At 71.7% G+C, this 19852-nt stretch carries 20 protein-coding genes and 1 rRNA gene; 5 read left to right on the forward strand and 16 right to left on the reverse strand.

Annotation, left to right across the window (positions count from 1 at the left end; translation table 11 throughout):
* Window positions 1-37: 37 nt before the first annotated feature.
* The gene (locus UW392_RS55990) at window positions 38-772 is read right to left on the reverse strand and encodes a TetR/AcrR family transcriptional regulator (RefSeq protein ID WP_320783187.1); all 735 of its coding nucleotides are present in this window, start codon (window positions 770-772) and stop codon (window positions 38-40) included.
* A gap of 105 nt (window positions 773-877) precedes the next feature.
* Here UW392_RS55990 and UW392_RS55995 point away from each other — a divergent pair, with 105 nt between their 5' ends.
* Window positions 878-1738 (forward strand): SDR family oxidoreductase, encoded by an 861-nt coding sequence (locus UW392_RS55995; protein WP_320783188.1) that lies wholly within the window; start codon window positions 878-880, stop codon window positions 1736-1738.
* A gap of 103 nt (window positions 1739-1841) precedes the next feature.
* On the forward strand, window positions 1842-2351 hold the full coding sequence (locus UW392_RS56000) for an excalibur calcium-binding domain-containing protein (RefSeq protein WP_320783189.1): 510 nt from the start codon (window positions 1842-1844) through the stop codon (window positions 2349-2351).
* Between the two features lie 61 nt (window positions 2352-2412).
* On the opposite strand, the gene UW392_RS56005 is transcribed toward UW392_RS56000, so the two are convergent.
* The 5 genes from UW392_RS56005 to UW392_RS56025 form a co-directional block, all read right to left on the reverse strand.
* Window positions 2413-4125, reverse strand: coding sequence for a bifunctional uroporphyrinogen-III C-methyltransferase/uroporphyrinogen-III synthase (locus UW392_RS56005; protein WP_320783190.1), 1713 nt, complete (start codon window positions 4123-4125; stop codon window positions 2413-2415).
* The gene (gene hemC, locus UW392_RS56010) at window positions 4122-5081 is read right to left on the reverse strand and encodes a hydroxymethylbilane synthase (protein WP_320783191.1); all 960 of its coding nucleotides are present in this window, start codon (window positions 5079-5081) and stop codon (window positions 4122-4124) included. The genes UW392_RS56005 and hemC overlap by 4 nt, the downstream gene beginning before the upstream one ends.
* A complete protein-coding gene (locus tag UW392_RS56015; protein WP_320783192.1) occupies window positions 5078-6769 on the reverse strand; it encodes a glutamyl-tRNA reductase in 1692 nt (563 codons plus the stop codon). Before UW392_RS56015 ends, hemC begins: the two co-directional genes overlap by 4 nt.
* Window positions 6766-7527, reverse strand: a complete 762-nt coding sequence (locus UW392_RS56020) for a redox-sensing transcriptional repressor Rex (protein WP_320783193.1) — start codon at window positions 7525-7527, stop codon at window positions 6766-6768. Before UW392_RS56020 ends, UW392_RS56015 begins: the two co-directional genes overlap by 4 nt.
* Before the next feature lie 311 nt (window positions 7528-7838).
* Window positions 7839-8126, reverse strand: coding sequence for a glutaredoxin family protein (locus tag UW392_RS56025; RefSeq protein ID WP_320783194.1), 288 nt, complete (start codon window positions 8124-8126; stop codon window positions 7839-7841).
* Window positions 8127-8309: 183 nt separating this feature from the next.
* Between UW392_RS56025 and UW392_RS56030 the strand changes: the two genes are divergently transcribed.
* From UW392_RS56030 to UW392_RS56040, 3 genes are all read left to right on the forward strand, one after another.
* A complete protein-coding gene (locus UW392_RS56030) occupies window positions 8310-9233 on the forward strand; it encodes an HAD-IB family hydrolase (protein ID WP_320783195.1) in 924 nt (307 codons plus the stop codon).
* Window positions 9234-9564: 331 nt separating this feature from the next.
* Window positions 9565-10344, forward strand: a complete 780-nt coding sequence (locus tag UW392_RS56035; RefSeq protein ID WP_320783196.1) for an ECF subfamily RNA polymerase sigma factor, BldN family — start codon at window positions 9565-9567, stop codon at window positions 10342-10344.
* Window positions 10345-10564: 220 nt separating this feature from the next.
* Window positions 10565-11803 (forward strand): DUF5667 domain-containing protein, encoded by a 1239-nt coding sequence (locus UW392_RS56040; protein ID WP_320783197.1) that lies wholly within the window; start codon window positions 10565-10567, stop codon window positions 11801-11803.
* Between the two features lie 112 nt (window positions 11804-11915).
* Here the strand turns inward: UW392_RS56040 and UW392_RS56045 are convergent, their stop codons facing one another.
* The 10 genes from UW392_RS56045 to rrf form a co-directional block, all read right to left on the reverse strand.
* On the reverse strand, window positions 11916-12971 hold the full coding sequence (locus UW392_RS56045; protein ID WP_320783198.1) for a lysophospholipid acyltransferase family protein: 1056 nt from the start codon (window positions 12969-12971) through the stop codon (window positions 11916-11918).
* A gap of 14 nt (window positions 12972-12985) precedes the next feature.
* Complete coding sequence (locus UW392_RS56050) at window positions 12986-14047, reverse strand: NAD-dependent epimerase/dehydratase family protein (protein WP_320783199.1); 1062 nt, start codon at window positions 14045-14047, stop codon at window positions 12986-12988.
* A gap of 214 nt (window positions 14048-14261) precedes the next feature.
* Complete coding sequence (locus UW392_RS56055; protein ID WP_003948845.1) at window positions 14262-14360, reverse strand: 30S ribosomal protein bS22; 99 nt, start codon at window positions 14358-14360, stop codon at window positions 14262-14264.
* Window positions 14361-14515: 155 nt separating this feature from the next.
* Window positions 14516-14725 carry a helix-turn-helix domain-containing protein gene (locus UW392_RS56060; protein ID WP_320783200.1) on the reverse strand — a complete coding sequence of 70 codons (210 nt, stop codon included), beginning with the start codon at window positions 14723-14725 and terminating at the stop codon, window positions 14516-14518.
* Between the two features lie 129 nt (window positions 14726-14854).
* Window positions 14855-15652, reverse strand: a complete 798-nt coding sequence (locus UW392_RS56065) for a phosphatase (protein WP_320783201.1) — start codon at window positions 15650-15652, stop codon at window positions 14855-14857.
* A 213-nt stretch (window positions 15653-15865) separates the two neighbouring features.
* Window positions 15866-17041: an acetoin utilization protein AcuC gene (locus tag UW392_RS56070; protein ID WP_320783202.1), complete on the reverse strand. Its 1176-nt coding sequence runs from the start codon at window positions 17039-17041 to the stop codon at window positions 15866-15868.
* Window positions 16992-18221: an MFS transporter gene (locus UW392_RS56075; RefSeq protein WP_320783203.1), complete on the reverse strand. Its 1230-nt coding sequence runs from the start codon at window positions 18219-18221 to the stop codon at window positions 16992-16994. The genes UW392_RS56070 and UW392_RS56075 overlap by 50 nt, the downstream gene beginning before the upstream one ends.
* A gap of 24 nt (window positions 18222-18245) precedes the next feature.
* A complete protein-coding gene (locus UW392_RS56080) occupies window positions 18246-18962 on the reverse strand; it encodes a VC0807 family protein (protein ID WP_320783204.1) in 717 nt (238 codons plus the stop codon).
* Window positions 18963-19031: 69 nt separating this feature from the next.
* Window positions 19032-19676 (reverse strand): HAD family hydrolase, encoded by a 645-nt coding sequence (locus UW392_RS56085; RefSeq protein ID WP_320783205.1) that lies wholly within the window; start codon window positions 19674-19676, stop codon window positions 19032-19034.
* 73 nt (window positions 19677-19749) lie between these two features.
* A 5S ribosomal RNA gene (rrf, locus tag UW392_RS56090) occupies window positions 19750-19852 on the reverse strand; the annotation flags it as partial.

The raw sequence follows: 19852 nt of genomic DNA on the forward strand, positions 1-19852 counted from the left end.
CCCACCCCCCTCCCAAAGTCCCGCCGCCCGCGCGTGATCACGCACGCGACGCACCACCACCACCCGCCGCCGCCAGGCGCGTGAGCCACTCACGCAGCAGCCGCTGCTCGGCGTCGGTCAGGACGTCCGCGTCGTCGGGGAGGGCGGCGCGCAGCGCGCGGGCCGCCGCGGCGGGACCCGGCTCCGCGGCGGACGTCACCGGCTCGGCGCCGGTGATGGCCGCGATCATGGATTCGCGCAGCGCGGTCAGCAGCGCCGGGTCGCGGCGGTCCGCGGGGGTGGAGTGCCAGGTGACGACCGCGCCCTGGCCGGTCGCCTGGATGATCTGGGCGGCCAGTTCCTCGGAGACCCGCAGCCATCCCCCGGCCGCCAGTCGGCGCACCCGCCCCTGGAGGATCTCCAGACCCGCGCGGTGCGCGGTGTCCGAACCCCGGACGGCGGCCCGGTTCATCACCGCGAACAGTTCGGGACGGGAGACGCCGAACCCGACCACCATGTCCCAGCCACGGCGCAGTTCCTCCACGGGGTCCTGCGGGGCGGGGTCGAACTGCTCGCGCTTCCGCTCCAGGAACTGGGCGTAGCCGTGCTCGGCGACGGCTTCCAGGAGCCCTTCCTTGTCGCCGAAGAGGCGGTAGATCGCCGGTGGCTGCGTACCGGCCGCGGCGGCGACCGCGCGGGTGCTCACCGCGCCGGGGCCTCCGCTCTCCAGCAGCTCGACGGCCGCCTCGACGATGCGGCGGCGAGGACTGTCGATGGAATCGCGCGTAACCATGAACCAATGTTACCGGCTATCCGATAACAACGATACTTCCAGTGTTATCGTCGAACTGTTTCCACCGGAAACAGCAAGAGGCAGAGACCAGTGTCGGGAGTACGAATGATCATCGTGACCGGAGCCACCGGAAAGCTCGGCCGCCGTGTTGTCGAGCGCCTTCTGGAGCGCGTTCCCGCAGCTCAAGTCGGCGTCAGCGTCCGCGATCCCCGCCGGGCCCAGGACCTCGCCGACCTCGGCATCCGCGTACGGCAGGGCAGCTTCGACGACCCCGCCTCGCTCGTGCACTCCTTCGAGGGTGCGGGGCAACTGCTCCTCGTCTCCCTCGACCGCACCGGCCAGGAGTGCGTCAGCGGCCACCGCACCGCCATCGACGCCGCCGTGCGGGCCGGCGTCGGCCGCATCCTCTACACCAGCCAGATGGGCGCGTCCCACGACGCCCGCTTCCAGGCATGCCGCGACCACGCCGAGACCGAGGATCTGCTGCGCGGCACCGGTCTGCCCTGGACCGCGCTGCGCAACGGCTTCTACGCCTCCAGCGCCGTGCAGTTTCTGGAGCACGCCCGCCGCACCGGCGACATAGCCCTCCCGGCCGACGGCCCCGTCGCCTGGACCGGCCATGACGACCTCGCCGAGGCCAGCGCGGCGATCCTCGCCGGAGAAGCCCGCTTCGAGGGCCCCACCCCGCCGCTCACCGGACCGGCGGCGCTCGACTTCGACACCATTGCCGCGATCGCGTCCCGGATCACCGGACGCCCCTTCACCCGCACCGTCGTCCCCGACGCCGCCTACCGCGACCAACTCCTGGCACACGGCGCCCCGGCCCCGATCGCCGACCTGATGCTCAGCATCTTCGACGCGGCCCGCAACGGCGAGTTCACCGCCGTCGACCCGACGCTGGCCAAGCTGATCGGGCGCGAGCCCGCCGTCTTCCGCACCGAACTGGAGTGCGCCTGGGCCGAGTGACCCGTAAGCGACACGTTCACATCACGAATCCACCACGCCACCTTCACACGTGAGGTTCCCGGTCATACCGTCACCCCCGCACGCACCACCGCAGGGGGGAACCATGACCAACCCGTACGGCCCGTACACCACACCGCCACCGCCGCCTCCGCCCCACATGCCGCCCGGCGTCACCCCGCCCGCCCCGAAGTGGGCCCGCAAGCGCTACGTACTGCCCGCGCTCGCGCTCGCCCTCTTCGTCGGCGTGGGCATAGGCACCGGCGGCGAGGACGGCACGAAGAGCGACGCGAAGACCACGGCCGCCGCACCCGGCCCGACCGTCACGACGACGAAGACGGTGACGGAGACCCCCGAACCCGAACCGGCCGAGACGGTGACCGCCGAGGAGACCGTCAAAGTGAAGGTGAAGGTCACGGTCACCGAGACGGTCACCGCCGAGGCCGCCGCAGCCGACAGCGACGACTCGGGCGATGCCGGCAGCGACGACGGCGGCTCGGTCTACTACCAGAACTGCGACGCCGCCCGAGCGGCGGGCGCCGCCCCCGTCCGCGTCGGCGACCCCGGCTACGGCCGCCACCTGGACCGCGACGGCGACGGCGTCGGCTGCGAGTAGCCCGGGGACAACGGGAGCAGCCCGTAAAGAAGAAGGGCGCCCCCCCGGGGGGCGCCCTTCCTCACGTGGTCGTGGTCGACCGGCGTCTCCGTGACCCCGGCCGCCGCTCGCTCGGCCGCGTCACCGGATCACCCGCGTCCACCGCCGCCGCCCGGCGCCGCGCGCCGAAGTCCGCGAGGGCCTCCGCCAGCTTCAGCACGGACGGTTCGGGGGCCATGACGTCGACCCGCAGCCCGTGCTCCTCGGCCGTCTTGGCGGTCGCCGGGCCGATGCACGCGATCACCGTGACGTTGTGCGGCTTGCCCGCGATGCCGACCAGGTTCCGGACCGTCGAGGACGACGTGAACAGCACCGCGTCGAAGCCACCGCCCTTGATCGCCTCGCGGGTCGTGGCCGGCGGCGGCGACGCGCGCACCGTCCGGTAGGCGGTGACGTCGTCCACCTCCCAGCCCAGCTCGATCAGCCCGGCGACCAGCGTCTCCGTGGCGATGTCGGCGCGCGGGAGGAACACCCGGTCGATCGGGTCGAAAACGGGGTCGTAGGGGGGCCAGTCCTCCAGCAGCCCCGCCGCCGACTGCTCACCGCTCGGCACCAGGTCCGGCTTCACGCCGAACGCGATCAGCGCCTTCGCGGTCTGCTCGCCGACCGCCGCGACCTTGATCCCGGCGAAGGCACGGGCGTCGAGCCCGTACTCCTCGAACTTCTCCCGGACCGCCTTCACCGCGTTGACCGAGGTGAACGCGATCCACTCGTACCGCCCCGTGACGAGCCCCTTCACGGCCCGCTCCATCTGCTGGGGCGTGCGCGGCGGCTCGACGGCGATGGTCGGCACCTCGCTCGGCACCGCCCCGTAGGAGCGCAGCTGGTCGGAGAGCGACGCCGCCTGCTCCTTCGTACGCGGTACGAGCACCTTCCAGCCGAACAGCGGCTTGGACTCGAACCAGGAGAGCTGGTCCCGCTGGGCGGGGGCGGAGCGCTCGCCGACCACGGCTATCACCGGCCGGCCGCCGTCCGGCGACGGCAGCACCTTCGCCTGCTTCAGCGTCTGCGCGATCGTGCCGAGCGTGGCGGACCAGGTGCGCTGCCGGGTCGTCGTACCGGCGACCGTCACCGTCATCGGGGTGTCCGGCTTGCGGCCCGCCGACACCAGCTCACCGGCCGCGGCGGCCACCGAGTCCAGCGACGTCGACACCACCACCGTGCCGTCGGACGCGCCGACCTCGGTCCAGCACCGGTCCGAGGCCGTACGGGCGTCCACGAACCGCACGTCCGCGCCCTCGGCGTCCCGCAGCGGCACACCGGCGTACGCGGGCACACCGACGGCCGAGGCGATACCGGGGACCACCTCGAACGGCACCCCCGCGGCGGCGCACGCCAGCATCTCCTCGGCGGCGTACGTGTCGAGCCCGGGGTCCCCGGACACCGCACGCACGACCCGCCTGCCGCCCCGCGCGGCCTCCATGACAAGATGTGCGGCATCCCGCACGGCGGGGACGCCCGCGGTGGTTGACGAGCCGTCAACTACCGCTAGCTGAGGCGTGCCTGTGCCCACTGCCGGACCTGCGGACGGGTCCGGGTCGGTGTGCACTTCGGCCACGCCGTGCCGGGCATGCGTACGTACGACGTCGAGCACCTCGTGCTCGGCGACGAGAACGTCCGCGTGCGCCAGCGCCTCCACGGCGCGCAGAGTCAGCAGTCCCGGATCTCCGGGTCCGGCACCGAGGAAGGTGACGTGCCCGTGGTCCGGACCGGCGGGAAGGGTGGTGGGGCTCAATGTGCTCGCTCCCCCATCAGACCGGCCGCGCCCTGGGCGAGCATCTCGGTGGCGAGTTCGCGACCGAGCGCCAGCGCCGCCTCGTGCGTCTCGGGCACGGGACCGGTGGTGGACAACTGCACCAGCGTCGAGCCGTCGGTCGTGCCGACGACGCCGCGCAGACGCATTTCCTTGACAGTCTGCCCGTCGGCCAGAAGGTCGGCCAGCGCCCCGACGGGTGCGCTGCAACCGGCCTCCAGGGCGGCGAGCAGTGAGCGCTCGGCCGTTACGGCGGCCCGCGTGAACGGGTCGTCGAGCTCGCCGAGCGCGGCGATCAGCTCCGCGTCGTGCGCGGAACATTCGATCGCCAGTGCCCCCTGGCCGGGGGCGGGCAGAACCGTGTCGACCGACAGGGAGTCGGTCACCTCGTCGTGCCGGCCGAGCCGGCTGAGCCCGGCGGCGGCGAGGACGACCGCGTCCAGCTCACCGCTACGGACGAACCCTATGCGGGTGTCGACGTTGCCGCGGATCGCGACCGTCTCTATCTCCATGCCGTGCGCGCGGGCGTACGCGTTCAGCTGCGCCATGCGCCGGGGGGCGCCGGTGCCGATGCGCGCGCCGCGCGGCAGGTCGGTGAACTTGAGGCCGTCCCGGGCGATCAGCACGTCCCGCGGGTCCTCCCGCTCGGGCACGGCCGCCAGGACCAGGCCGTCCGGCTGCGCGGTGGGCAGGTCCTTCAGCGAATGAACCGCGAAGTCGACCTCACCCCGCAGCAACGCCTCGCGCAGCGCCGCGACGAACACACCCGTGCCGCCGATCTGCGCGAGCTGCTCCCGCGACACATCGCCGTACGTGGTGATCTCGACCAGTTCGACGGGCCGTCCGGTCACCTGGCTCACGGCGTCCGCCACCTGCCCGGACTGGGCCATGGCGAGCTTGCTCCGCCTCGTCCCCAGTCTCAGTGCCTTCTCAGTCATGCCGGCCCTCGGTTCTTCTCATTGCTGTTTACGGCCCGGGAGACGGAGGCCACCGTCTCGGGGTCGAGGTCGAACAGGGTGCGCAGCGCGTCCGCGTACCCGGCGCCGCCGGGCTCGGCCGCGAGCTGCTTGACCCGCACGGTCGGCGCGTGCAGCAGCTTGTCCACCACACGCTTGACGGTCTGGGTGATCTCGGCCCGGTGCTTGTCGTCCAGGCCGGGCAGCCGGCCCTCCAGGCGGGCCACCTCGCTGGCGACGACCTCGGCGGCCATCGACCGCAGCGCCACGACGGTGGGGGTGATGGTCGCGGCCCGCTGCGCCGCGCCGAACGCCGCGACCTCGTCGCCGACGATCCGCCGCACCTGGTCCACGTCGGCCGCCATCGGAGCGTCGGCGGAGGCCTCGGCGAGCGACTCGATGTCGACGAGGCGCACCCCGGCGAGCCGGTGCGCGGCCGCGTCGATGTCACGCGGCATCGCGAGGTCGAGGAGGAAGAGGACGGGTTCCGGGCGCGGGACCTCGGCGACCGGCTCGGGGCGGCGCATCTCGGGCACCCGGCCCGCGACGGCCGCGGTGGCGGCGAGCGCCCCGATCAGCTCGGCGTCGGTATCGGAGAGACCGGCCGGGCGGGGCCGGTCCACGGCCGTGCCGCCCGCCACCCACGCGGCGTGCTGCTCCAGCGTCGCCGCGTCCATCCCGGCCACGGCGGCCTCCCCCATGACGGAGAAGCCGGGCTGTACGGCGGAGAGGTCCAGCGGGCAGCCGTCCTCACTGCCGACGCCGGCGGGCGGCAGCGGGGCCCCGGCGTCCGCGGGCTCCGCCGGGACGATCGCGACAGGTACGCCCGTACGTCCTTCCACCGCCGCCGTGACGGCGTCGGCGGTGAGCACCAGGCCCGTCGCGCCGGTACAGGAGACGGCGATGTCGGCACGTGTCAGCTCGGCCGGCACCGCGTCCATCGGTACCGCGCGGGCCAGCACGTCCGTGTCGTCGCCCTGGACCAGGATCCGCGCGAGGCGCTCGGCGCGCTCGAAGGTGCGGTTGGCGACCACGATCTCGCCGACCCCGGCGCGCGCGAGCGTCGCGGCGGCCAGCGAGGACATCGAACCGGCGCCGATGACCAGGGCCGTCTTCCCGGCGGCCCAGCCGGAGACGTCGGCGCCCGCGGCGAGCTGCTCCAGGCCGAAGGTGACCAGGGACTGCCCGGCGCGGTCGATGCCGGTCTCGGAGTGGGCGCGCTTGCCGACCCTGAGGGCCTGCTGGAAGAGGTCGTTGAGGAGCCGTCCGGCGGTGTGCAGGTCCTGGGCGCGCGCCAGGGAGTCCTTTATCTGCCCGAGGATCTGGCCCTCGCCGACGACCATCGAGTCCAGCCCGCACGCCACCGAGAACAGATGGTGGACGGCCCGGTCCTCGTAGTGCACGTAGAGATAGGGAGTCAGCTCGTCCAGGCCGACGCCGCTGTGCACGGCGAGCAGCGTGGACAGCTCGGCGACCCCGGCGTGGAACTTGTCCACGTCGGCGTAGAGCTCGATGCGGTTGCAGGTGGCCAGCACCGCGGCCTCGGCGGCCGGTTCGGCGGCGACCGTGTCCTGCAACAGCTTGACCTGCGCGTCCGCGGTGAGCGAGGCCCGCTCCAGGACGCTGACGGGAGCGCTGCGGTGGCTGAGTCCGACGACGAGGAGGCTCATGCCGGCATCACGGCGGGGACGTCCCCGTCGGGTCCCTTGTCGGCGGGCGCGCGGCGGGCGGCGGCGGGCGGCACCGGGCCCTCGGCCGCGGCCTCCTCACCGGCCTTGCGCTGCTCGTGGAAGGCGAGGATCTGCAGCTCGATGGAGAGGTCGACCTTGCGCACGTCGACGCCCTCGGGGACGTTCAGCACCGTCGGCGCGAAGTTCAGGATGGAGGTGACACCGGCCCCCACGAGCCGGTCGCAGACCTGCTGGGCGGCGCCGGCGGGCGTCGCGATCACGCCGATCGACACCCCGTTGTCCTGGATGATCGTCTCCAGCTCGTCGGTGTGCTGCACCGGGATGCCGGCGACGGGCTTCCCGGCCATCGCGGGATCCGCGTCTATCAGCGCGGCGACCCGGAAGCCACGGGAGGCGAACCCGCCGTAGTTGGCGAGCGCGGCCCCGAGGTTGCCGATGCCGACGATCACGACCGGCCAGTCCTGGGTGAGGCCGAGTTCGCGGGAGATCTGGTAGACGAGATACTCGACGTCGTAGCCGACGCCCCGGGTCCCGTAGGAGCCGAGGTAGGAGAAGTCCTTGCGCAGCTTCGCGGAGTTGACCCCCGCGGCGGCGGCCAGCTCTTCCGAGGAGACCGTGGGTACCGAGCGCTCCGACAGTGCGGTCAGCGCGCGGAGGTACAGCGGAAGCCTGGCGACGGTGGCCTCGGGAATCCCTCGGCTGCGGGTCGCCGGTCGGTGTGTTCGGCCAGTTGCCACGGTGCTCCTGCGGGTAGAGCGGGGCTGTAGGCGGTCATACGTCCCTACATGACCGCCCCGTCGAATGCAGGCTATGTCTTTGTGAACGCGTGCACAAAGATGGTGTCCGATTTGCCCGGCCAACGTGACCGGGGTCACGCGCCCCCGGCGCACGAACAGGGAACCGGCGCGCTCGCGCACTCGTTCCTCTCCTATTGGGGGCAAAGCCGTACACGCTCCTCACGATCAACGCCCCCGAGACCAAGTCGCCATCGATTTTAAGCGACCATCCGGTTTCACTCGGACTACTCGGACCACTTGGACCAGTCGGTCTACCCGTCCAGTGCCCTGCGCAGGCGCTCCTCGTTCACACGCCAGAAGGTGTGCTGCTCCCCGTCGACGAGGACGACCGGAATCTGCTCCCAGTAGGCGTCGTGGAGTTGGCGGTCCTCGGTGATGTCCTTCGGCTCCCACGGGACACCGAGGTCGCCGCAGACCTTCTCGACGACGAGCTGTGCGGCATCACACAGATGACAGCCGGGTTTGCGGATGAGGGTGACGTGATGGTTCTCAGGACGCTCGGGACGCGGCGGCGTCTTTCTGCGGAAGACGGGGCTCATGCCGGCCATTCTCGCGCGCCCGCGCGCCCCCGGGGACACCCCTCGGGCAAGCGCACCGCCTGCCCGCCGGACCCGCCGACGCGCCCGGCGGACGGCACCTTTAACGACACGGACGCCCAGAGTTCACAGCCTCCCAACCTCTCCACTCCGGAACACCCGAACAGACTGGCTATGCTCACGGGCATGGCCGCTCTCCGATGGCTCACTCCCCGTAGGCGCTCCGCCACGGCGCGCAGCGTGCTGGCCGGCGAGGCCTCGGCAGAGGCCGCCCGCAAGTCGACCCAGGACCTCCCCGCACCCGAGTCGGGCGGGGAACCGGACTTCCCGGTCCACGGCGACGACCGCGCCGCCGCCTTCTTCGACCTGGACAACACGGTGATGCAGGGCGCCGCCCTCTTCCACTTCGGCCGGGGTCTGTACAAGCGCAAATTCTTCGAGACCCGCGATCTGGCCCGCTTCGCCTGGCAGCAGGCGTGGTTCCGGCTGGCCGGCATCGAGGACCCCGAGCACATGCAAGACGCCCGCGACTCGGCCCTCTCCATCGTCAAGGGTCACCGCGTCTCCGAGCTGAGCACGATCGGCGAGGAGATCTACGACGAGTACATGGCCGAGCGCATCTGGCCCGGCACCCGCGCCCTCGCCCAGGCCCACCTCGACGCCGGCCAGAAGGTCTGGCTGGTCACGGCCGCGCCCGTGGAGATCGCCCAGGTCATCGCCCGCCGCCTCGGCCTGACCGGCGCGCTCGGCACCGTCGCGGAGTCCGTCGGCGGCGTCTACACCGGCAAACTCGTCGGCGAACCCCTGCACGGCCCCGCCAAGGCCGAGGCCGTCCGCGCCCTGGCCGCCGCCGAACGCCTGGACCTCACCCGCTGCGCCGCGTACAGCGACTCGCACAACGACATCCCGATGCTGTCCCTCGTCGGCCACCCCTACGCGATCAACCCGGACTCCAAGCTGCGCCGGCACGCCCGCGAACTGGACTGGCGGCTGCGGGACTACCGCACCGGCCGCAAGGCGGCGAAGGTCGGCATCCCCGCCGCGGCGGGCGTCGGCGCCGTCGCCGGCGGCACGGCCGCGGCGATCGCCCTGCACCGCCGCCGCCGGTGACGCCGTGACGCCGTGACGCCGTGACGCCGGCCAACCCGTCTGACGTACCCCCGGGACACTCCCTTCAGTCCCGCTTCACCCACCTGGGCACAACACGTTCCGTAGCTACGCGGAATACAGACCAACTCGATCAATAACCGATCACTCTCCGGCACTTGATCAGCCGTAATTCGGTTACGTAAGCGACGTAATCGATGATTTGAGCAACTGGGTGTAGCAGGGCCTGTACGAAGCGTTATTCTCCTCAGACGCATTCCGGTACCCCTCCGTCGCTACGACGGGTGAAAGGTCCCGCACTGCACGTGATGGAAGCTCTGCCTCTGGGAGTCCCGTGTACCCACACGTCGGGGTTGACGCCTCGGGCCTGGCTACGCTGCGCGCAACGGTCAAAACGATCCAAGACCGGTTGAGCGACTTCGTCCCCACCGCGTACGCCGTCCCCGCCCTCGCCGCGGCCACCGCACCCGTCGGCCCGTGCTACGCACTGGCCGACGGCAGCGCGGCCGTGGGCAGACGCGGGCGGCCGTCCGGGACGACGGCCCGCCGTCCTGCGGCGGACAGCGACAGTGCCCGGATGATGGACCTGGTCGAGCGCGCCCAGGCCGGTGAAGCCGACGCCTTCGGGCGTCTCTACGACCAGTACAGCGACACGGTGTACCGGTACATCTACTACCGCGTCGGCGGCAAAGCCACCGCCGAGGACCTGACCAGCGAGACCTTTCTGCGCGCCCTGCGCCGGATCGGCACCTTCACCTGGCAGGGCCGCGACTTCGGCGCCTGGCTGGTGACGATCGCCCGCAACCTCGTCGCCGACCACTTCAAGTCCAGCCGCTTCCGGCTGGAGGTCACCACCGGCGAGATGCTCGACGCCAACGAGGTCGAGCGCTCACCCGAGGACTCCGTCCTGGAGTCCCTCTCCAACGCCGCCCTGCTCGACGCCGTACGGCGGCTCAACCCCCAGCAGCAGGAGTGTGTGACCCTGCGCTTCCTCCAGGGCCTCTCGGTCGCCGAGACGGCCCGCGTGATGGGCAAGAACGAGGGTGCGATCAAGACCCTCCAGTACCGTGCCGTCCGCACCCTCGCCCGGCTGCTGCCGGACGACGCCCGCTGACCCGCCCCCAATTCACGCACGGTGGCAGCCCGTTGACTCGACGGTTCCGTCGCCCGCCGTCCGTAACCCAAGTGCCGCGCCGCTCGTTGTGCGGGATGCAGGCTCCCTGTGGTCACTCCCTGGCCGACTTCGATCACACGATCGTGTGGTTGTGGTCAGGGCGTGCAACCCTCAGGACCCCCTGGGGAGTCGACCGTCATGACGAGAGGAGGTGCCGCCAGTGATCGCGAACGTATCGGCACACCGGCGGGCGAACGCCTTCGCCCAGGCTCTGGAGGAGCAGTCCGAACGGGACGCGGCGGCCGATCGGTCCGAAGGACCGGAACCGGCCCAGGCCGCCGCGGACCGGACCGATCAGGACCACTTGCTGGCCCTGACCACCGGTCTCGACGCACTGCCCAAGCCCGAGCTGGACCCGGAGGTCAAGGTCGTCCAGCGGGCCCAGCTGGTCGCCGCGTTCGAGGCCATGCTCCAGGAAGGCGCTACGAGCGGCGAGGCAGACCCGTCGGTACCCGAGCAGCGCCGCGCCCGCGGCGCCCACCGGGCGGCACCGCTCAAGCGGTTCCGCCCCCGCAGCCGGCTGGCCAAGGGCCTCACCGCCGGCGGACTCAGCGTCGGCGTGGCCGCCGGAGCCTTCGGCGGAGTCGCCGCCGCCAGCTCCGACGCCCTGCCCGGCGACTCGCTCTACGGCCTCAAGCGCGGCATAGAGGACTTCAAGCTCGGCCTCGCCGAGGGCGACACCGAGCGCGGCAGCAGCTACCTCGACCGGGCCTCCACCCGGCTCAGCGAGGCCCGCCGGCTGATGGAGCGGGGCCGCAGCGGCCCCCTCGACCACGAGTCCCTCGGCGAGGTCCGCCGCGCCCTGTCCGGCATGCAGCACGACGCGGCCGAAGGCCACCGACTGCTCAGCGAGGCCTACGCCCGTGACCCCGACACGCTCAGCCCCATGCAGACGCTCTCCGCCTTCTCACGCTCCCACCGGGAAGCCTGGGGAGCCCTGCGCGAGCGGCTGCCCGTGCAGCTCGGCGACGTCAGCGAGCAGGTGTCGTCCGTCTTCGACGCCATAGACGAGGACGTGGCCCCGCTGCGCTCCCTGCTCCCCCAGCCCCCGGCCCCGGACGACACGGGCGGCGACGGACAGGGCGGCGGCACCGGCGCCGAGAGCACCGCACCGTCCCACACCGGCCGCTCGGCCCCGCCCAGCACCGGCCGGGACGACCCCGCCGAGAAGGACAGCACCGGCAGCGACAGTCCCAGCCAATCGGCCGACGCCGACAGCGACGACGACGGCCTGCTCGGCGGCAGCACGGGCGGCCTCCTCGACCCGCCGAAGGAGACCACGCCCACCTCCCCCTCGACCGGTGGCAAGACGCCCGTCCCCGAGCCGGACGTCACCCTCCCGCCGCTCCTCCCCGGCCTTCTCCCGGGCCTGGGCATCGAGGGCGAGGACGCCGACTAGACCGTTCGGACCGTACGGCGGTGGGGCACCCCCACCGCCGTACGCGCACGTCCAGAACACCGGTCCAGAAGAACACCGGCCCAGAAGAACACCGGTCCGGAGGGGCACCGGCCTAGAAGAACACCGACCGACGCTGCACCAGCAGCTTGTACAACGTGTGCTGGATCTCTTCCCTGACCTGGTCCGTCAGGTTGAACATCAGCATCGGGTCCTCCGCCGCGTCCTCCGGGTAACCGCTCGTCGGGATCGGCTCGCCGAACTGGATCGTCCACTTGGTGGGCAGTGGCACCGCGCCCAGCGGCCCGAGCCACGGGAACGTCGGCGTCAGCGGGAAGTACGGGAAACCCAGCAGCCGCGCCAGCGTCCGCGCGTTCCCGATCATCGGATAGATCTCCTCCGCCCCCACGATCGAGCACGGAATGATCGGCGTCCCCGCGCGCAGCGCCGTCGACACGAAGCCGCCCCGGCCGAACCGCTGCAACTTGTACCGGTCGCCGAAGGGCTTGCCGAGGCCTTTGAAGCCCTCCGGCATCACCCCGACCAGCTCGCCCTGGCCCAGCAGCCGCCCCGCGTCCTCCGCACAGGCCAGCGTGTGACCGAGCTTGCGGGCCAGCTCGTTGACGACCGGCAGCACGAAGACCAGGTCCGCCGCGAGCAGCCGCAGGTGCCGCCCCGCCGGATGGTTGTCGTGGACCGCGACCTGCATCATCAGGCCGTCCAGCGGCAACGTCCCGGAGTGGTTGGCGACGATCAGCGCACCGCCCTCGGACGGGATGTTCTCCACGCCCTTCACCTCGACCCGGAAGTACTTCTCGTACACCGGGCGCAGCACCGACATCAGCACCTGGTCGGTCAGCTCGGCGTCGTAGCCGAAGTCGTCGACCTCGTAATCACCGGTGAGCCGCCGGCGCAGGAAGGACAGACCGGCCGCGATCCGCCGCTCCAGCCCCCCGTCGTCCCCGCCCCGCTCCGCCACGGGCTCCTGCTCCGCCGCGGACCCCGGGTCCCCCGCGGTCTCCTCGACGGACAGGGACTGCACCTCACGGACCGTCGCGGGCTCCGCCGCCCCCTTGCGCCGGCTCCCCGGCACCCGGCGCCGCGCGGCGCGCTGCACGGCACCCCCGCGGGACCGGTCGTCGTCGAACGGAATGACCTTGGCATCAGCCATCGTTGATGCGCTCCTCAGTTGGCGCTCTGCGTCGGGGGGTGGCCGCCGTCCGCGAGGGACAGCGCGGCGATCCGGTCGACGGCCTTCGCGACGGCCTCCGGCGGGAGCAGCCCCGGCTCCCGGCTGCGCGCGAAGTCCGCGAACGTCTGCGCGGTCGTGTGTTTCGGCTGGAAACCCAGCGTCTCGCGCATCTGGGAGGTGTCCACGACCCGGCCGTGCGTCAGCAACCGGATCTGCTCGGGGGAGAAGTCCGTCACCCCCAGCGTACGCACCAGAGATCCGGCCCAGGTGACGACGGGCAGCAGCAGCGGCACCGTCGGCCGGCCGAGCCGCCGCGAACACTGGGAGAGCAGCAGGACACCGTCACCGGCGATGTTGAACGTGCCGCTGTTGAGCGTCCCCCGCTCCGGCTCGTGCGACGCGATCCGCAGCACCTCGATCACGTCGTCCTCGTGCGCGAACTGAAGCCGCGGGTCGTAACCGAACACCGTCGGCAGCACCGGCAGCGACAGGTACGAGGCCAGCGGGGTGTCCGTGGCCGGGCCCAGGATGTTGGCGAACCGCAGCACGCACACCGCGACATCGGGCCGCCGCCGCGCGAAGCCGCGCACGTACCCCTCGACCTCCACGGTGTCCTTCGCGAACCCACCGGTCGGCAGGGACTTCGCCGGCGTCGTCTCGGTACAGACCGCCGGGTCGCGCGGCGCGGACCCGTACACGTTCGTACTGGACTTCACCACGAGCCGCCGCACCGTCGGCGACTTCTGACAGGCGCCGAGCAGCTGCATCGTCCCGATGACGTTGGTCTCCTTGACCGACGTACGGCTGCCGCTGCCCAGCGGCGTCCCGGTGACGTCCATGTGGACCACCGTGTCCGCCCCGGTCTCGGCCAGCACCCGCCCGATGGTGGGCTGCCGGATGTCGGCCTGGACGAAGTCGGCGCCGCCCAGATGGTGCTCGGGCGGAACCGCGTCCACGCCGATGACCCGGTCCACCGCCGGGTCCCGCTGGATGCGGCGCACGAACCGGCCCCCCAGCTGACGGGCCACTCCGGTCACGAGCACGACCTTGCCCAAGATCAGTGCCTTCCTCTCGGTGCCTGTCGCGTTCCCCGTCCGCGGGCCAACTTAGCGGGTCGGTGTTGCGCTGTGATGACTGCCGGGTGCACCACGTGACGGAAAACGGCCGTACGGCCCCCTCTGCCTCCTGCCACCTCCCACGGATACGTCTGTGGCCCCCCACCGGCTCGGTGGGGGGCCACAGGACACGCTTCCGCGGCGGACGCGTCGCTTACTTCTTGTTGCGACGCTGCACGCGCGTGCGCTTGAGCAGCTTGCGGTGCTTCTTCTTGGCCATCCGCTTGCGCCGCTTCTTGATTACAGAGCCCACGACTACCCTCGCTCACTTCTCATCACTCGGTTGTTTGGGCGCCATGGGCCCACACGACCTACGAGGGGCTAGCCTACCCGCCCGAGCGCTGAGGTCGTAATCGAGGGACGGGAGGGGGCCCGGCAGCTCTGCGCGGGCCCCCTCCCGGACCGCCATTAGGCCGTGTCCACCCCCACGAAGCTCTCGCGGAGGTACTCGTGAACCGCATTCTCCGGGACGCGGAACGACCGTCCCACCCGGATCGCGGGCAGATGACCACTGTGCACCAGCCGGTACACGGTCATCTTCGACACTCGCATCACCGAGGCGACCTCCGCCACGGTAAGGAACTGAACCTCGCTCAGAGGCCTCTGGTCTGCAGCCATGACACACCTGAACCTTCCGCACTCGACGGCCACCGGCTTCCCCTTCCGGTGACTCTTCGTCGCTGCGTGCTCACTCCCCAATGTAGGGGCGGGTGATGCGAGTGGGGAAGAGGTGCACCCATCGGCGCCCTACTGGGACAGACACGCTCGTTTGAGTACGTAGCGGGTAAGCGGCAGGTAGTAATCGGACCGCACGCCGTCATCAAGTGGAACTACGAGGGACACGGTCCCCTCTGCCTCCCCCACGAAGAGCGCGGGGTCGTCCGTATCAGCAAGACCGATGGTCTCGAACCCCAGCTGACCTGCTCCGCAGACCCAGCCGTGGTCTCCGATCACCAGCTCCGGCAGCACCCCGCCGGCCTCCGCCGCACCGGCCAGCGCGGTACGAACCGGGAGGGGCGAGTGGGTGTGCGCGCCGGGCTCACAACCGGTGCGTTCCGCGCCGGGTTCTCGCACCAGCGCGACTCCTAGTACGTAGTCGAGGTTGTACGTACGTAGACCGAACCGGGTCGTTATGTCGACAGAGCGACCCTGCGCCGGGGTGAGGACGGCACATCCCGCCGCCGACAGGGCGTCCGCCAGAGCGGCGTAGAAACCGAGCAGCGGGTACGGGTGCCCGGTACCGAGGAGCACCGGAGCACCCCGCCGCGCGACCGCCGCGAGCCGGTCCGCGCAGGAATCCAGCGCCGCCAGCGTCCGCTGCGGGTCGATCACATCCTGCCCTGAGACACATCGAGGATCGGCCGAAACACCGCACCTGGCCGCCATCAACTCGATCAGATCCCGCTGCGTCCATGCCCTTTCGGGGTCAATCCCAATCAACACCCGAGGATCCCGAGCAGCGAACCCCCGATACCGCCGCAGACTCTGCTCCCGGGAGGTCCCGACGACTCCCGCGATCCGGACCCGCACCAGATACTCGACCAACTCGCGACACTCCACCCCCGAATGCTCCCGCACCGACCCGCCCAATTGCGGGCAATCGTGCCGCCAAGGGGCGGCACGGGTGGGCTGGGGGTCCCCCTCCGGGGGGAGTCACCCCGTAAGCGCCGGGCAGCGCGACCCACCCCCGCTCAGCCGACCCCCCGGTCACAGCTCAACACAGGGGCCCACTGCACCCACCCCGAAGCACACCCGGCGTCACGCCAACAACCCCCGCAACGGAAACACCGCCCGCCTCGCCGCCACCACCGCCTGATCCAACCGGTCCGCAGGGTCGTACCCCGCCTCCCACGGAGCCCAGGACACGGGCCACCGGCCATCAGTCATCCGCTGAGGCCCCAACTGCCGCGTCCGCGCGAAGACCTCCCGCCGCCACGACTCGGGAATCACCGTCTCCGGCGGAACCTCCCGCCCCGCCACGACCCCCACCAGATGCGTCCACGACCGGGGCACCACGTCGACCACCGCGTAACCCCCGCCCCCCAGCGCCACCCACCGCCCCCCGGCGTACTCGTGCGCCAGTTCATGGCACGCCACCTGCACCGCCCGCTGCGCGTCCACCGACACCGCGAGATGCGCCAGCGGATCCTCGAAGTGCGTGTCCGCCCCGTGCTGCGTCACCAGCACCTGCGGCCGGAACGACGCCGCCAGCTCCGGCACCACCGCGTGGAACGCCCGCAGCCACCCCGCGTCCCCGGTCCCGGCCGGCAGCGCGACGTTCACCGCCGACCCCTCCGCGGCCCCCGCCGCCCCCGTCTCCTCCGGCCAGCCCGTCTGCGGGAACAGCGTCCGCGGATGCTCGTGCAACGACACCGTCAGCACCCGCGGGTCGTCCCAGAACGCCGCCTGCACCCCGTCCCCGTGGTGCACGTCGACATCCACGTACAGCACCCGCTCCGCGCCCAGCTCCAGCAGCCGCGCGATCGCCAGCGCCGCGTCGTTGTACACGCAGAACCCCGAAGCCGCCCCCGGCATCGCGTGGTGCAGCCCGCCCGCGAAGTTCACCGCGTGCAGCGCGTCCCCGCGCCACACCGCCTCCGCCGCCGCCACCGACTGCCCGGCGATCAGCGCCGACACCTCGTGCATCCCCGCGAACGCCGGATCGTCGACCGTCCCGAGCCCGTACGACCCGTCGGCCGACCCCGGGTCCGCCGACGCCGCCTTCACGGCCCCGATGTAGTCCTCCCGGTGGACCAGCCGCAGCGTCGACTCGCCGGCCGCCTTCCCCGCGACCACCTCCGCCTCCCGGTCCAGCCCGAAGGCACCGACCAGGCTCCGCGTCAGGGCGAGCCGGACCGGGTCCATCGGATGCTCCGGACCGAAGTCATAGCCCGTTACTGCCTCGTCCCACATCAGCTGTGCGCGGCCGCTCATGCCCGCCACCGTATCGGTCGTCCGGCGCCTCGAACGAGCGGGCGTACACCAGCGTCACCAGCACCAGAACCATCGGTACGAGCATCGCCCCGCGGTAGCTCCACGCGTCCCCGAGCGCCCCCACCAGCGGCGAACCGATCAGAAAGCCCACGTAGTTGAAGACATTGAGCCGCGCGATCGCCGCGTCCGAAGCCCCGGGCCCGTACCCGTCGGAAGCGAGCCGCCCCGCCGCCGCGAACGTCTGCGGCACCAGCACGCACAGCCCGAACCCCAGCAGCGTGAACCCCGCCATCCCGACCCACGCCCCGGGCGCCGCCGCCACCACCGCGAACCCCGCCGCGGCGACCACGGCCCCGCCCCGCACGACCGCCACCGCCCCCAGCCGCCGCACCCCGAAGTCCCCGACACTCCGCCCCAGCAACGTCGTCACCATGTACACCGCGTACGGCACCGTCGCCAGCTGCTCCGAACTCCCCAGCACGTCCTGGAGGTACTTCGCGCTCCAGTTGGAGACCGTCGAGTCCCCGATGTACGCGAACGTCATCACCAGACACAGCGGGAGCAACGCCCCGAACGCCACCCGCCGGCCGACCGCCGCGCCCTTCTCCGGCCCGGCCGCGCCACCGCCGTCGACATACCACCGGCTCCCCACCAGAGCCGCCGGCAGCAGCACCGCCACCACCGGCAGGTACGACACCCACAGCGCCAGCTCCCAGTGCGCCCCCGCCCACGCCAGCGACGCCCCGAGAATCCCGCCGAAGCTGTACGCCGCGTGGAAGCCGAGCATGATGCTCCGCCCGTACGCCCGCTGAAGACTGACGCCGAGCATGTTCATCGACGCGTCCAGCGCCCCCACCGCCAGCCCGAACGCGGCCAGCGCGAACCCCAGTTCGGGCAGGTCCTCCCCCAGCCCGACCCCGAGCAGCGCCAGCAGCACCACCGGCTGCGACCACCGCAGCACCACGCTCGGCCGCACCCGCCGCACCAGCCGCTCGGTGACCACGCTCCCCACCCCGGCCAGCACCGGAACGGCCGCGAGGAAGACCGGCAGCAGCGCGTCCGACACGCCGTACCGGTCCTGGATCGCCGGGATACGCGTCACCAGCAGGGCGAACGCCACCCCTTGGGCGAAGAAGCCGAACGCCAGAGAGGCCCTGCCCCACCGCAGCACATCGGTCATGGCGGCGAGGGTAGGGCCCCCGGTCTACCGCGCGGTAGATCCAGCCAAAGATGAATCTGCCTCAGCTTCGGCGGGAGCGGCCGCGTACGCCTCCCGCATCACCATCCGCATCATGGGCCCGGCACCGATGGCCCCGCTGACCACGAAGGCCAGACAGAGGACGACGATCATGACGACGGTCCCGAGCCAGACCATCGTGTCCACGGGCAGCGAGTACGCCCCGACGATCCGCAGCACGCACTCGCCGAGGAAGGCCAGCCCCCATACGGCGGTGAACCGCAGCTCCGCCCGCCGGAACGCCCCCGACTCCCGCCGCAGCCGCCCCCAGGCCGCGTCCCGGCCGGCATCCCCCCGCACCAGCCAGGGCCGTACGTTCGCCGTCATCATCGGCCGCCCGACCACCACGGAGACCAGGAGTGCGATCCCCACCACGCTGCCGATCGCGCTGTCCTTCACCAGCATCAGCCGGGCGTCACCCGACTCCAGGCCGACGACCAGGCCGACGACGTTGACGAGCAGGATGAGCAGGGGAAGCCCGTTCACCTCCCGCCGCCGCACCAGCCCCCAACCGGTCCGCGCGGCCGTGATGGCGCTGCTCCAGCCGAGCGCCGCGAGCGTGCTCAGCCCGCACCCCTTCAGCAGGTAGAACGACCCCAGGGGCACCGCCACGTCCAGCAGCAGCGATACGACCGCCCGCCCCTGGCGCTGTCCCCGAGCCCCCGTGTCCTTGTTCGTCGTCATGCACTCAGGATCCCGGCGGACCCCCGCCCGCCAGTAGAACCAACCGTCCGGACTCCCGCATGACAAATGTCAGGAGAGGAGATCGACCAGGTCCCGCATGGCGGTGAAGAGCCGGCCGGCCCCGGCGAGCTTCTCCGGCGGCGTCATCGCCGTGAACCCGACGACGTCCATCCCCGCGGCGACGGCCGCCCGGACGCCGAGCGGGCTGTCCTCGACGACGACACACCGCGCGGGTTCCACGCCCATCCGCTCGGCGGCGTACAGGAAGAGATCGGGCGCCGGCTTCCCTCGTCCCACGTCCTCGGAGCTGAAGATCCGCCGGTCGTCGAACCACCGGTCGAGGCCGGTCTTCCGGTGCCCGACCCGAATCCGCTGATGGCTCCCGGACGACGCCACGCAGTACGCCACCCCTTCCGCGGTCAGCTTCTCCAGCACGTCGACGACCCCGGGGACGGGCTCCAGGTCCTGCTCGAACGCCGCGAACACCCGCCCGTGGAAGACGTCGTCGAAGTCCCCGGGCAGCGCCTGCCCGGTACGGTCCCGCACCAGGTCGTGCACCCGGTGCAGCGCGGCCCCCATGTAGTCCCGCAACGAGTCCTCGTACGACGTCGGGTGCCCCAGCTCGGACAAATAGGCGGCCAGCAAACGGTTGGAGATCGGCTCACTGTCGACGAGCACACCGTCGTTGTCGAAGATAACCAGGTCGTAGCGCATGGGAACGACATTAAACGACCCGCAAACGCAGAAAGCCCCCGCACCGTGAGGTGCGGGGGCTTTCCCAAGAATTGTTCGGCGGCGTCCTACTCTCCCACAGGGTCCCCCCTGCAGTACCATCGGCGCTGTAAGGCTTAGCTTCCGGGTTCGAAATGTAACCGGGCGTTTCCCCTACG

It is taken from the genome of Streptomyces sp. CRN 30 (assembly GCF_034105845.1).